General features: G+C 31.5%; 17 protein-coding genes, 1 tRNA gene and 1 rRNA gene. All 19 read right to left on the bottom strand.

What is annotated here, in order from left to right; translation table 11 throughout:
* Position 1: 1 nt before the first annotated feature.
* The gene (atpD, locus tag MKD34_RS02785; RefSeq protein ID WP_266188265.1) at positions 2-1,405 is read right to left on the bottom strand and encodes a F0F1 ATP synthase subunit beta; all 1,404 of its coding nucleotides are present in this window, start codon (positions 1,403-1,405) and stop codon (positions 2-4) included.
* Between the two features lie 19 nt (positions 1,406-1,424).
* Positions 1,425-2,276, bottom strand: coding sequence for an ATP synthase F1 subunit gamma (atpG, locus tag MKD34_RS02780; RefSeq protein ID WP_240219624.1), 852 nt, complete (start codon positions 2,274-2,276; stop codon positions 1,425-1,427).
* A 14-nt stretch (positions 2,277-2,290) separates the two neighbouring features.
* Positions 2,291-3,793, bottom strand: coding sequence for a F0F1 ATP synthase subunit alpha (atpA, locus tag MKD34_RS02775; protein WP_023051174.1), 1,503 nt, complete (start codon positions 3,791-3,793; stop codon positions 2,291-2,293).
* Positions 3,794-3,826: 33 nt separating this feature from the next.
* Positions 3,827-4,348 carry an ATP synthase F1 subunit delta gene (gene atpH, locus MKD34_RS02770; RefSeq protein WP_023051175.1) on the bottom strand — a complete coding sequence of 174 codons (522 nt, stop codon included), beginning with the start codon at positions 4,346-4,348 and terminating at the stop codon, positions 3,827-3,829.
* Positions 4,345-4,851 carry a F0F1 ATP synthase subunit B gene (atpF, locus tag MKD34_RS02765; protein ID WP_051364176.1) on the bottom strand — a complete coding sequence of 169 codons (507 nt, stop codon included), beginning with the start codon at positions 4,849-4,851 and terminating at the stop codon, positions 4,345-4,347. Before atpF ends, atpH begins: the two co-directional genes overlap by 4 nt.
* Positions 4,852-4,897: 46 nt before the next feature.
* Entirely contained in the window at positions 4,898-5,167 is a 270-nt protein-coding gene (gene atpE / locus MKD34_RS02760) for an ATP synthase F0 subunit C (protein WP_040407557.1), read from the bottom strand.
* 45 nt (positions 5,168-5,212) lie between these two features.
* Positions 5,213-6,025 (bottom strand): F0F1 ATP synthase subunit A, encoded by an 813-nt coding sequence (gene atpB / locus MKD34_RS02755; protein WP_023051178.1) that lies wholly within the window; start codon positions 6,023-6,025, stop codon positions 5,213-5,215.
* 23 nt (positions 6,026-6,048) lie between these two features.
* The gene (locus MKD34_RS02750; protein ID WP_240219623.1) at positions 6,049-6,423 is read right to left on the bottom strand and encodes an ATP synthase subunit I; all 375 of its coding nucleotides are present in this window, start codon (positions 6,421-6,423) and stop codon (positions 6,049-6,051) included.
* Between the two features lie 13 nt (positions 6,424-6,436).
* A complete protein-coding gene (locus MKD34_RS02745) occupies positions 6,437-6,622 on the bottom strand; it encodes an AtpZ/AtpI family protein (protein ID WP_240220047.1) in 186 nt (61 codons plus the stop codon).
* Between the two features lie 49 nt (positions 6,623-6,671).
* Positions 6,672-7,382 (bottom strand): class I SAM-dependent DNA methyltransferase, encoded by a 711-nt coding sequence (locus MKD34_RS02740; RefSeq protein ID WP_023051181.1) that lies wholly within the window; start codon positions 7,380-7,382, stop codon positions 6,672-6,674.
* A gap of 8 nt (positions 7,383-7,390) precedes the next feature.
* On the bottom strand, positions 7,391-8,749 hold the full coding sequence (gene glmM / locus MKD34_RS02735) for a phosphoglucosamine mutase (RefSeq protein ID WP_240219622.1): 1,359 nt from the start codon (positions 8,747-8,749) through the stop codon (positions 7,391-7,393).
* Entirely contained in the window at positions 8,746-9,261 is a 516-nt protein-coding gene (locus MKD34_RS02730; RefSeq protein ID WP_023051184.1) for a Gx transporter family protein, read from the bottom strand. The genes glmM and MKD34_RS02730 overlap by 4 nt, the downstream gene beginning before the upstream one ends.
* 1 nt (position 9,262) lies before the next feature.
* On the bottom strand, positions 9,263-10,696 hold the full coding sequence (gene purB, locus MKD34_RS02725; protein WP_240219621.1) for an adenylosuccinate lyase: 1,434 nt from the start codon (positions 10,694-10,696) through the stop codon (positions 9,263-9,265).
* Between the two features lie 25 nt (positions 10,697-10,721).
* Entirely contained in the window at positions 10,722-11,147 is a 426-nt protein-coding gene (locus MKD34_RS02720; RefSeq protein WP_240219620.1) for a GNAT family N-acetyltransferase, read from the bottom strand.
* Positions 11,148-12,074, bottom strand: a complete 927-nt coding sequence (gene lepB / locus MKD34_RS02715; RefSeq protein WP_240219619.1) for a signal peptidase I — start codon at positions 12,072-12,074, stop codon at positions 11,148-11,150.
* Positions 12,075-12,162: 88 nt separating this feature from the next.
* On the bottom strand, positions 12,163-12,513 hold the full coding sequence (gene rplS, locus MKD34_RS02710) for a 50S ribosomal protein L19 (RefSeq protein WP_023051188.1): 351 nt from the start codon (positions 12,511-12,513) through the stop codon (positions 12,163-12,165).
* 104 nt (positions 12,514-12,617) lie between these two features.
* The gene (locus MKD34_RS02705; protein ID WP_240219618.1) at positions 12,618-13,196 is read right to left on the bottom strand and encodes an LA_2272 family surface repeat-containing protein; all 579 of its coding nucleotides are present in this window, start codon (positions 13,194-13,196) and stop codon (positions 12,618-12,620) included.
* A gap of 50 nt (positions 13,197-13,246) precedes the next feature.
* Positions 13,247-13,322: transfer RNA gene (locus MKD34_RS02700), tRNA-Asn, on the bottom strand.
* Between the two features lie 10 nt (positions 13,323-13,332).
* Positions 13,333-13,449: ribosomal RNA gene (gene rrf, locus MKD34_RS02695) — 5S ribosomal RNA — on the bottom strand.
* Between the last annotated feature and the right edge of the window lie 37 nt (positions 13,450-13,486).

The raw sequence follows: 13,486 nt of genomic DNA, 5'->3' as shown, positions 1-13,486 counted from the left end.
ATTACTCAGCTCCCTTCATAAGGTCTCTTCCCTTAGCTATTGCCTCCTCAATTGTTCCAACATAAAGGAATGCTTGTTCAGGAAGAGCATCGTGCTTACCTTCGATAATCTCTTTGAAAGCTCTTATTGTCTCTTTTACTGGAACATATTTCCCTTCCATTCCTGTAAATTGCTCAGCAACTGAGAATGGTTGTGAGAAGAATCTCTCGATTTTTCTTGCTCTAGAAACTGTTTGCTTATCTTCATCAGATAACTCATCCATTCCTAGGATTGCAATGATATCTTGAAGTTCTTTATATCTTTGTAATATCTCTTGAACCTGTCTAGCAACTGTATAGTGCTCGTTTCCAACTATTGCTGGATCTAGCGCTTTTGAAGTTGAATCTAGAGGGTCAACTGCTGGATATATTCCTAGAGATGCAATTCTTCTTGAAAGAACTGTTGTAGCATCTAAGTGAGCGAATGTAGTCGCTGGTGCTGGGTCAGTAAGGTCATCCGCTGGTACATATACAGCTTGAACTGACGTTATTGATCCTGACTTAGTTGATGTAATTCTCTCTTGTAATTTACCCATTTCTGAAGCTAGTGTTGGTTGGTATCCAACTGCTGAAGGTATTCTTCCTAATAGGGCAGAAACTTCCGCTCCAGCTTGAGTAAATCTGAATATGTTATCTATGAATAGAAGAACGTCTTGTCCTTCCTTGTCTCTAAAGTTTTCCGCTACTGTTAGTCCAGTAAGAGCAACTCTTAATCTTGCTCCAGGCGGCTCATTCATCTGTCCATATACTAGAGATGTTTTATCAATAACTCCTGATTCTCTCATCTCATCATATAAGTCTCTTCCTTCTCTTGTTCTTTCTCCAACACCCGCGAATACAGATAATCCTCCGTGTCCTTTTGCAATGTTGTTGATAAGCTCCATTATAAGAACTGTTTTTCCTACTCCAGCTCCTCCAAATAGACCTATTTTTCCACCTTTAATGTATGGTGCAAGAAGGTCAATTACCTTAATTCCAGTTTCGAATATTTCTACTTCTGTTCCTTGCTCATCAAAGTTTGGAGCTTCTCTATGTATAGGTAAATACTCCTCTGTTGTTACTGGTCCAGCTTCGTCAACTGGCTCTCCTAAAACATTTAGAATTCTTCCTAAAACAGCTTTTCCTACTGGAACTGTTATAGCTGATCCTGTATCTATTACTTCCATTCCTCTTTGTAGACCCTCAGTAGCGTCCATTGCTACTGTTCTTACAACGTTATTTCCTAGGTGTTGCTGAACCTCAAGAACTAACTCTTTTCCGTCTTCACCTTTTACTTTTAAAGCGTTGTAAATTCCAGGCAATCTATCATTGAACATAACGTCTACAACAGGACCTATTATTTGGGTAAGGGTACCTTTGTTTTCCACTATTGCCTCCTCATTATTCTTAATTTAACGCTGCTGCTCCTCCAACAATTTCAGATATCTCTTGAGTTATCGATGCTTGTCTTCTTCTATTATATTCTAAAGTTAATCCCTTTATCATATCTTCAGCGTTATCCGTTGCACTTTTCATTGCATTTTTTCTTGCAGAATGCTCACTTGCAGTATTATCTAGTAAAGCTTTATATAATTCTATATTTAAATACTTTGGTAATAGAGATGATAAAATCTCTTCTGGAGACGGCTCAAATATATAAGCTTTATTCTCACTTCCCTCAGCTCTTTCTATAGGAATTAATTTACTTACTGTTAGATCACTTACTAAAGCCGATATAAACTTGTTATATATTACATATACTTCATCAAAAATATTATTATAGTAATATTCAACAATGTTCTCACTAATCTCTTTTGCTTTATCAAACATAGTTTCAGGAATTAGTTGTATATACTCAGCCTTTACATCGTAATTTCTCTTTGCACAGTATTCTTTAGCTTTCTTTCCAACTGCAATTACAGAGACCTGTTTCCCACTATTTTCAGCAATCAATCTTTCTAGTGCTTTTAATGTATTACTGTTGAAACTTCCTGCTAGTCCTCTATCTGAGCACATAACAATAACTCCAACTTTTTTTACATCATCTTTACCATCAAAAAGTGGATGTTTTTCACTTTTTACACCAGCTGCAATATTTTGTAATATTTTAGCTATACTTTCTGAATATGGCTTTGATTGAGCTACTATTGTTGAAAACTTTTTAAATTTTGTAGTCGAAACAATTTCCATGGCCTTTGTAATTTGGTGAGTAGACTGAACACTTTTTATTCTATTTTTTATCTCTCTAGTTCCAGCCATTTGCCCACCTCTCTTTAATTAAAATTCTTTTTAAATGCTACTATAGCTTCCACAATTTTAGCCTCAAGATCTTTATCTAAGCTTTTCTTCTCAACGATCTCATCTAAAATAGTTGTTGTATTTCTCATTTCTGTAATTAATTCTTTTTCAAATCTTCTTACATCTGCAATAGCGATATCATCTAAGAATCCATTGATTACAGTATAGAATGATACAACTTGCTCTTCAACTGGATAAGGACTGTATTGTGGTTGTTTTAAAACTTCCATAATTCTGTGTCCTCTTTCTAATTGAGCTTTTGTAGCTTTATCTAAATCTGATCCAAACTGTGCAAATGTTAATAACTCTGTATATTGAGCTAATTCTAGCTTAACTTTAGCAGCAACTTGTTTCATAGCTTTAATTTGTGCTGATCCTCCAACTCTTGATACAGATATTCCGGCATTGATTGCTGGTCTAAATCCAGAGTTAAATAGTTGTGCATCAAGGAATATCTGTCCATCTGTTATCGAAATAACGTTTGTAGGGATATACGCTGATACGTCTCCTGCTTGAGTTTCGATTATTGGTAGAGCAGTTATTGATCCTCCACCTAATTCATCTGATAACTTTGCAGCTCTCTCAAGTAGTCTTGAGTGAAGATAGAATACGTCTCCTGGATAAGCTTCTCTTCCAGGTGGTCTTTTTAATAATAGAGACATTTCTCTATATGCTACTGCATGTTTTGAAAGGTCATCGTAAACTATTAAAACTGCTTCACCTTTATCCATGAAGTATTCTCCCATAGCTACTCCTGAATATGGTGCTAAATATTGTAAAGGAGCTGACTCAGAAGCTGTTGCTGCAACAACTATAGTATATTCCATAGCTCCTGCATCTTCTAATCTCTTAACGATCTGAGCAACTGTTGATCTTTTTTGACCTATTGCAACGTAGATACATTTTACTCCTGTATTTTTTTGATTTAAGATTGCGTCAATAGCAACTGCTGTTTTACCAGTTTGTCTATCTCCGATAATAAGCTCTCTTTGTCCTCTACCAATAGGTACCATTCCATCTATTGATTTGATACCTGTTTGTAAAGGCTCAGATACTGGTTTTCTTGAGATAATACCAGAAGCTTTTCTTTCTATCTCCATGTATTTCTCAAACTTTATTTCACCTTTTCCATCAATTGGCTCTCCTAAAGCGTTAACTACTCTTCCTAACAAAGATTCTCCAGCTGGAACTGAGGCAATTCTTCCTGTAGCCTTAACCTCGTCTCCCTCTTTAATCTTTGTATAGTCCCCTAGTATAACTGCTCCAACGTTATCCTCTTCTAGGTTTAGAACCATTCCTGTTATTCCGTTAGGAAACTCTAAAAGCTCTCCCGCTTTTGCACTGCTTAATCCGTAGATTCTAGCGATACCGTCTCCTACTTCTAATACAGAACCTGAAGTTTTGACATCAAGACTCTTTTTGTAATTCTCGATCTCAGTTTTGATTATATTACTTACTTCTTCTGGTCTGATTTTCAACTGATTACACCTCCTAATTTTACAAGTAGTTTTTTATTTTTGTGTTAGAGTTTCTAATTGTCTACGGATACTTCCGTCTGTTACCTCATCACCTATTTTGATAATTCCTCCACCTATTAGAGATTTATCCACATTAACTACTAGCTTTATCTTTTTACCTGTTTTATTTTCAAGATTTTTAGAAAGTTTCTCTTTTTGCTCATCGCTTAAAGCAACTGCAAATGTAGCTTCCACATCTAAAATTTGATTTTTTGCATAATCTAACTTAACATACTCTGCTACAATCTCTCTAATTTGTGCAATTCTTCCTTTTTCTAAAATATAGAAAAGAATTTCTACTCCTTCATTAGAGTCTGAGAAAATTTTCTTTAAAGTTTCTTTTTTCTCACTCTCTTTAATTAGAGGATGAGTTATAAAGTTTCTAAAATCAACATCTGTTTTATAAAGCTCCATAGTCGCATTTAATACATCATATATTGATTTAACTTCATTTTTTTGCACAGCAACTTCATATATTGCTTCTGCATATCTTTTACCAATTTGGTTTCCTATCATTTTACTCCCCCTACCTCATCTATAAATTTGTCAGCTAGGGCAGCTTCTAAATCAGAGTTTAAATTCTCTTTTATTATCTTCTCAGCTAATGTTACTGCTAATTGGTTCATTTCAACCTCTAGCTCTTTCTTAGCTGCATGTTTCATCTTTTGAATTTCTAGCTCTGCTGATTTAAGCATTTTGTCTCTTTGAACAGTCGCTTCAGAAATGATAATCTCTTTTCTTTCATCAGCTTTTTTCTCTGCTAATTGAACTATTTTTGTAGCTTCATCTTTAGCATCTTTTAATATTTTTTGAGCTTCTTTATTTTTTAATGCAGCATCCTCGTTGTTCTTTTGAGCTTCTGAGAATTCAGCTGCAATCTTCTCTTTTCTTGTGTCCATTAACTTCATTAATGGAGCTTTAAAGTATTTATTAAATATAAACACTAAAATGAAGAAGTTTATTATTTGCCAAAACATGTTAATATCTATCGATACTGCAGGCATATTTGTTGGTGCCAAGTCTTCTACCTCCTTCCTAAAAGTATTTGATGTATTTTATAAAAAATTATCCTAACATTCCTACGAATGGGTTAGCGTATAATAAGATTAGTGCAATTACTAATGAATAGATACCTGTTGACTCTGATACCGCTTGTCCAAGTACCATTGTAGAAATGATATCTCCTTTAGCTTCTGGTTGTCTAGCTACTGCCTCAACTGCTTTACCAGCTGCGTATCCTTGTCCAACTCCTGGTCCTATACCTGCGATCATTCCACATCCTGCTCCTACTGCTGATGCTGCTAATACTATAGTTTTTGCTAACATTAAATCCATAATCATTTACCTCCTAGTTATTTTAAAATTTAATCTTGTTAGTTTTTATTTATCATCGGGACACTCTGCATCCCCTAATGAACCTTGAATATATACCATACTTAGCATTAAGAATACAAAACTTTGTACTACTCCACTAAATATATCAAAATAAAGATGTAACGGTGCTGGAATAACCATTGGTGCTGCTTTATAAATAAGCCCCATTATTACCATTCCCGCAAACATATTTCCAAACAAACGTATAGAAATATTTGTTGGTTTTGCTAGTTCTCCTACTAGATTAATAGGTAACATAAACGGCATTGGTTCTAGTAATCCTTTGAAATATCCTAGTATACCATTTAATTTTATGCTAGTTCCTAAGAATGTAGCAGTAGTTAACATTGCTAATCCAACTGTTGTATTAAGATCTGCTGTCGGTGCTCTAAATGCAGGTGCTATAGCAAACACTCCATCTTCGAAGCTTCCCCAAGGAATTGGTGCAAACATAAGTAAGTTACATCCTAGTATAAATAAAAATAATGTAGCTAGGTATGAGAAATACTTTGCTGTCCATCCTCCTAACATTTGATGAATAATACCATGTAGAAAATCGTAAACTGATTCAGCAGCAACTTGTGCCCTTCCTGGAATCATCTCTAATTTTTTTGTTCCCATTTTAAATAAAAGTGTTAACACTAATATTACAAACCATGTACTTATTACAGTTATTGTAACTGGTAATCCAAACTTTCCATCAGCATACTCCATAGAAAATGGAATCTGGTGTAAAAAGTGTGGTAATGGTACGTAAAACATTACTGCAGGTCCTTCTACTAATGGTGGGGTAATAAACTCTATTGGTCCTATTCTCATAAGTTTCGCCTCCTTTCAATAGTTTATTTTAAATACTTAGATTTAAACTTTTTTATATTGTTAAATAAAGTTATAGCTAAAATATTAATTTTAATATTTAACAATCCTATAACTCCACTAACTAACATTGGAAAACCATAAAATTTTGTAGCCAGTGCTAGAAATATCCCGTATAAAAAATATCTTTTCAAATATCCTATTACTCCAACTTTAAATGGAGAGTTTGAAGCTAAACTTGCTTTTGCATCAAGACATATCATATAAAACCCAACTACTGATAAAATTGCTCCCGAAAACATACCTATATAAACGTATTTATTTCCTGATAAAACTCCGTATATTAAAACTATCAGTGCAGTTATAATTCCACGTTTTATTATTTTTTTTAACTCATCCATATATCACTCAACCTTATTTTTTCATTATCAATTTATAAGCGTTATAAAATGCACTAAATACACCTACTATAACGAAAAAAATAAATAATGGTGTGCTTTTAAAAAAATATTTTTCTATTAACTTGTATATAAGAATAAAAACGCCTATATTCCCAACTATTACAAATCCTAAAAATCCAAGTAGTGAAAAATAATGCATAAAATCTTTATTAAAAAACACCATAAAATTCCACTTCCTTAAAGCACAATTATTTTTTTACCATGTAAAAAAATCTTTCCCCTGCTATTCTATCATTTTTACCAATACTTAACAAGTTTAAATTATTTTTTTCAATAATTTTTCTAATTTCGAACTCTTCAAATATTCTCTTTTCATATAGTTCTTTTAGTTTTTCATAGTGTCCTGCTCTATTTTTTACAAAGTATACTGCTTCAACAATATCTAAGTCTTCATCTCTAAAATGCTCCCAAATAATCGTCATATCTTTTCTATCGTCATAATACACTCCACCTGGAAACATTTTATCCATAAACTCTCTATTTATAACATCAAAAATATAAATCCCACCTGGATTCAAATTAGAATAAATAGAGTTCATTAAGTCATCTAGATCTTCAAGTGATGTTAAATGATTCACTGTATCAAAAAGTGACACTATTATATCATAAGTTTCACCTGTACTAAACTCTCTCATATCTCCTAAAAATAATTTAACATTTTTATTTTTTAATTTTTTATTAGCTATTGTTAGCATATCTGCTGATAAATCTAATCCTGAACAATCAAAATCATCTTTTAATCTAAGAAGGGTTTCTCCTGTTCCACATCCTAAATCTAATAACTTTTTACCTTCAACACCAGATTCTTTAATTTTATCCTTTATTAAATTAGCCCACTGATCATAATCGCAATGTTGCATAAACTTATCATAAACTTTTGAAAAATTTTTATAATACATTTTCTCTCCTAAATTAACTCTTTTTCAACAACTTCAGCAATCTCTTTTGCTACTCTGTCCACTGTTGCCATCTCTTTTCCTTCAACCATTACTCTTACTATTGGTTCTGTTCCAGATGTTCTTACTAATACTCTTCCTAAACCTGCCATCTCTAGCTCTTTTTCTTGTATAAACTTAACTATCATTTCATTTTTATTCCATAGATTTTTTTTACTATTATCTACTCTAACATTTATTAATAGTTGTGGCCAATCTACTATTTCTCCTACTAGTTCATCTAGTGATTTTCCTGAATCTCTTATAGCTTCTACCAGTTTAACAGATGTTAGTACTCCATCTCCTGTTGTTCCAAAGTCTGATAATATTATATGTCCTGACTGCTCTCCACCTATATTTACATTAAGTTCTTTCATTTTTTCAAGCACATATCTATCTCCAACATTAGCTCTTATTAAATGAATACCTTTATTTGATAAATAGTTTTCAAATCCCATATTACTCATAACAGTTGTTACAACTTGATTATTTTTTAATTCTCCTCTATCTTTCATTCCTAGAGCTAAGACAGCAATAATTTTATCTCCATCAATTATGTTTCCATTTTTATCTACAGCAATTAATCTGTCAGCATCTCCATCATAAGCTAATCCTAAATCTGCTTCATATCCCATAACAACTTTAGATAATATCTCTGGATGTGTTGATCCACATCTAACATTTATATTTTTACCGTTTGGAGCATCATTTATTATGACTATCTCTGCTCCTAAAGCTAAAAATACCTCTTTTGCTACTCTATAAGCTGATCCATTAGCTGCATCTAGAATAATTTTCATACCTGAGAAATCACCTTTTACTGTTGAAATAACGTGATCTCTGTAAAGATAGTATTCATCTTCTGCATAAGTAAATCTTCCAACTTCATCTCCAGCAATAGGATCTTTAGTTATTTCTTCCACGTTATCCATTAGCTTTTCTATTTCTAATTCAACTTCATCTGGTAATTTATATCCATCTTCCCAAAATATTTTTATTCCATTATCTTTTGCTGGGTTATGAGAAGCTGATATCATTATTCCAGCTTTTGCTGTACTCTTTTCTGTTAAATAAGCAACTCCAGGAGTTGGAATAACCCCAACAAAGTCTATATTTATTCCCATAGAATTTAATCCAGCTGTTAATGCTGATCTTAACATATATCCTGATCTTCTTGTATCAGATCCCATTATTACTCTAATTCTTTTTTTATCTGGATATTCCTTTTTTAAAGTATACCCTAGCGCATATCCTAATTTTAACGCTAACTCTACAGTTAACTCCTTATTAGCTTCTCCTCTTATTCCATCTGTTCCAAAATATTTTCTCATTTTAATACTCTCTCCCTTCTAAGTTGTAATTTTTCACATATGTACCCTGTTATTAACCCTGAAACGCATCCCATAAACAGAAATCCCCAAATAAATATGAAAATTGATTTACTCATAATACTAATACTTCTAAAAAGCAAAAAGTAAACAACTATAAGTTGTGTTAAATTATGTACAAAAGCTCCTGCTATACAAATAGCAATCAGCGATAGATTTTCTCTATATCTAAATAATAAAATGGTCAAGAGGGTACTAGCCCCTCCTGAAATTAAACTTATTATAAAGCTTGGTGAAAAAAGTGTTCCTAACATCATTCCTTGAATAAAAATTCGAAGTAACAATATCTCTATTGCCATCTTCTCATCAAATTTTTCTAAAGCTATTATCGTTGCAATATTAGCTAATCCAAGCTTCATCCAAGGAAATGGTTTTGGAATTAAAGTTTCTATCAGTGATAAATAAAGAGCTAATAGCACAAATGCTGTTAGATATCTCCTTCTTTTATCTGTCATACTACACCTTTAAGTCAGTATTCATTCCTAATAATTCTTTATTCTTTTCAAGAATAGGATTTACTTCTGTTTCTAAGAAATCTACTACTTGTGCTGGAGCAAATCCAATAAAGTTTTTAGGGTCTAAAATTTCCATTAATTTTTCTCTATCTATATCAAAAGATAAATCATTAATAATTCTTTCAATTAAATCATTTTCTAATCCTTCAACTTTAACTTGTTTTCCTGCTTCCATCGAATGAACTCTTATTAATTCATGAAGCTCTTGTCTATCTCCACCTTTTTTTACACCTTCCATTATTATATACTCTGTTGCCATAAATGGAAGTTCTGCCATTATATGCTTTTCTATCATCTTAGGATAAACTACTAATCCTTCTAATATATTTTTCCAAATGATTAATATTGCATCTACAGCTAAAAATCCTTGTGGTAATGCTAATCTTTTATTTGCTGAATCATCAAGAGTTCTTTCAAACCACTGAGTTGATGCTGTCATAGCAGTACTTTGTTGTAACGCTATTACAAACTTTGCTAAAGAAGATATTCTTTCACTTCTCATTGGGTTTCTTTTATAAGCCATTGCAGATGATCCAATTTGGCTTTTTTCAAATGGCTCTTCTATTTCTTTTAAATGCTGTAACAATCTTAAATCATTTGTAAACTTATGAGCAGACTGAGCTATGTTACTTAATAGATTTGATATTTCAGAATCGATTTTTCTATCATATGTTTGTCCTGTAACTAAAAATCTTTTATTAAAGCCCATTTTTTCTGCAACTCTTTCATCTAACTCTTTTACTTTTTTATAATCTCCGTTAAATAACTCTTGGAATGATGCTTGTGTTCCAGTAGTTCCCTTTACACCTCTAAATCTTAAAGTATCTTGTCTAAATTCTAGCTCTTCTAAATCTAAAATTAAACTTTGTAACCAAAGTGTTGCTCTTTTACCAACTGTTGTTAATTGTGCAGCTTGGAAATGTGTAAAGCCTAATGTTGGCAAATCTTTATATTCATTAGAAAACTTTGCTAATCCATCCATAACATTAATTAATTTTTTCTTTAAAATACTTAATCCTTCTTTTATTTGAATTAAGTCTGTGTTATCTCCAACATAAGCACTTGTTGCACCTAAGTGAATTATTGGCATAGCTTTAGGTGCGGCTGTTCCAAATGTATGTACATGGGCCATTACGTCATGTCTAAATTTTTTCTCCATTTCATCTGCTAGTTCATAATCAATATTATCTATATTAGCTTTCATTTGTGCTAGTTGCTCATCTGTAATATCAAGCCCTAGCTCCTTTTCAGTTTCAGCTAAAACATACCATAATTTTCTCCAAGTTGAAAATTTAAATTTTGGTGAAAATATTTCTAGCATCTCCTTTGAGCTATATCTTTCGGCTAAAGGATTCGAATAAATTTCTTTGTTCATTATAAGTTTTCCTCCTAAATATATATTAATTTCTTTCTAACGACATCAAAATTGCGGTTTCTCCATTAGGATAATAATTTTTTCTTTTTCCTACACTTACAAATCCTATTTTTTCATAAAAATTTCTTGCTATTTTATTACTTTCTCTAACTTCTAAAAATAAATTTTGCTCACAATTATTTAAATAAAAATTTATTAACTGTTCACCTATTTTCTTATTTCTAAACTCTTTTTCTACAGCTATCTTCATTACTTCATAAAGATCGTATGAATCATGTAAAATTAAATATCCTTTTACATCTTCATCAAAAACTAAAATCTTATATTCTTTTTTATTTACCATATCTTTTAAAGTTTCAAAAGTATAGTAACTTTCTATAAATATTTCTTGTTCTAATAAATTAATTTTTTTTAATATCTCTTCATCATGCTTATTAATTTCTATAATCATTTATTTTAATAATCCTATTCTATTTAATGGCCAAAATCTTACAAGAGCTTTTCCTTTAATTCTGCTATCTTTTACAAACCCCCACATTCTCGAATCATAACTACCATTTGTATTATCACCTAAAGCTAAATAATAATCTTCATCTAAGGTTTTTGTCACTGTTTCACCTTTTAATAATTTATTTAAAACCTCTTGATCATGTATAAAATCAAGTATCATTCCTGTTGGTACTCCATTTACTAAAAATTTTACATCTGGTAATAGTTGAGACACATACGCTCCATTTTCTTTTAAAAGACTCTGAACTTTCGCTACATCAATATTTTCTTTTTCAAATGTATCATTATAATTTTGTCCAGGTTCAATTGTTATTATATCTCCCTTTTTAGGAACTATCCATTCATTGTAACTTAGCTCTCCTAAAGGAGTATACTCTCTATCTGATATCTTCTTTCCATCTATAAATAATCTATCATATTTTATTTGTACTTTTTCTCCAGGTAATCCCATTAATCTTTTAGTATATAAAACTTTATCCTCAATAGGTTCTTTAAAAACAATTATATCTTCTCTTTCTGGAGCTTTAAAATTATATACTACCATATTTCCAAAAAGTCTATCTTTGGGAACAATAGTTGGTATCATTGATCCAGTTGGTACTAAAAAATTTCCTATGTAGAATTTTTGAATAATTAAAACTAGAATTAATGCACTTCCTAAACTTTCAACTAATTTAATAATTTTTCTTAAAATCTTTTCAGATGTTTTCCCATTTAAATTAAATTTATTAACAAGGTAATCTTCAAATATGGTTCTTTTTTTGTCTATTTTAGCAACAATCTTTTTTTCTTTTACAAATATGTATATAAAAAATGCTGTTAAAATTACATAAAATATTGTATTTAAAATTATATTCTCTCTGCTCATAAATCCACTCCTCTAGTCAATTTGTTTATATTTTAACACAAAAAAAAGAAAAAAGCTAAGGAATTGTTCTTCCTTAGCTTTAGAAATCTTACTTTCTGATCTCTTTGATTCTTGCTTTCTTTCCAGAAAGTCCTCTTAAGTAGTAAAGTTTTGATCTTCTTACTTTTCCGATCTTTAAAACTTCGATCTTATCGATCATTGGTGAGTTCATAGGGATAATTCTCTCTACTCCAATTCCACCAGTTACTTTTCTTATTGTGAAAGTCTTAGCGATTCCTCCACCATTTACTCTAATTACAACACCTTCGAATAACTGTATTCTCTCTTTGTTACCCTCTACAACTTTGTAGTAAACTCCGATAGTATCTCCAGCTTTGAATTCTGGAATGTCGTTTCTTAAGTAGTTTTGCTCTACTAATTGAATTAATTTTTCTTTCATTTTAGCCTCCCTGAATATTCATTTAATATTCCATTAAAGCGGAATATTCGTTTTAATAACTATATAAGTGTATCATAAAATATTAACTTTGTCAATTTAGAAGATTAAAATTTGAAATTAAAGTTTAATATTGGTAATACTTCAAAAACTTCACTATTATCTGCCATGTTTACTAATCCTATTTGTAAACCTTGTAAGTTTTCTGCCATATTTACAAATCCTAATTGTAAACCTTTTATTTGATTAGCTTTATTAAAGAAACCAAACTGCACTCCTGTTCCAGTTCTTGTAAAGTTAGCTCCTCCTACTTGAACACCTTTTGTGTTATGCTCAACCATGTTAATTAATCCAAATTGAACTCCAGTCATATTTCCACCAACACTATTAAATGTTAACGGTAAAAAGAACCAACCTAATTTTGCTCCTTCGAAATTCCCCTCAGTTCTATCATAAAAAGATCCTATTGATAACCCTTTAAAATTTTGTTTTTTATTAGCTATTATATTTACATCTAATCCCTCTACATTTTGATTTTCAGTATATATAAGACCTAATCTTACACCTTTTACACTTGTTGATGGTCCATTTAGTTGTGTTGGTGATAATAACCCTAATTCTAAACTCTCTGCTCCAAAAGAAGCTAATGATAATCCTAATAATCCTGTTACTAATTTCTTCTTCATTAAAATCCCCTTTAAAATTTTTAATTCTTTTTTTACAAAAAATAAAAAAATGGCGCTTCTTGCTGGGCTCGAACCAGCGACAACACGATTAACAGTCGTGCGCTCTACCAACTGAGCTAAAGAAGCACTTTTTTAAGATTGGCAACTTCCTATCCTCCCAGGGGGCTGCCCCCCAAGTACTTTCAGCGTTTATGGGCTTAACTTCCAGGTTCGAAATGTTACTGGGTGTACCTCCATAGCTATCGTTGCCAATCAATATTTATTTGTGTTCTTGAACACTTGAAACTATA

Source organism: Cetobacterium somerae, assembly GCF_022430525.1.
Lineage (GTDB): Bacteria > Fusobacteriota > Fusobacteriia > Fusobacteriales > Fusobacteriaceae > Cetobacterium_A.
The sequence above is the reverse complement of the archived record's forward strand: the minus strand, read 5'-3'. Positions and strand labels throughout refer to the sequence as shown.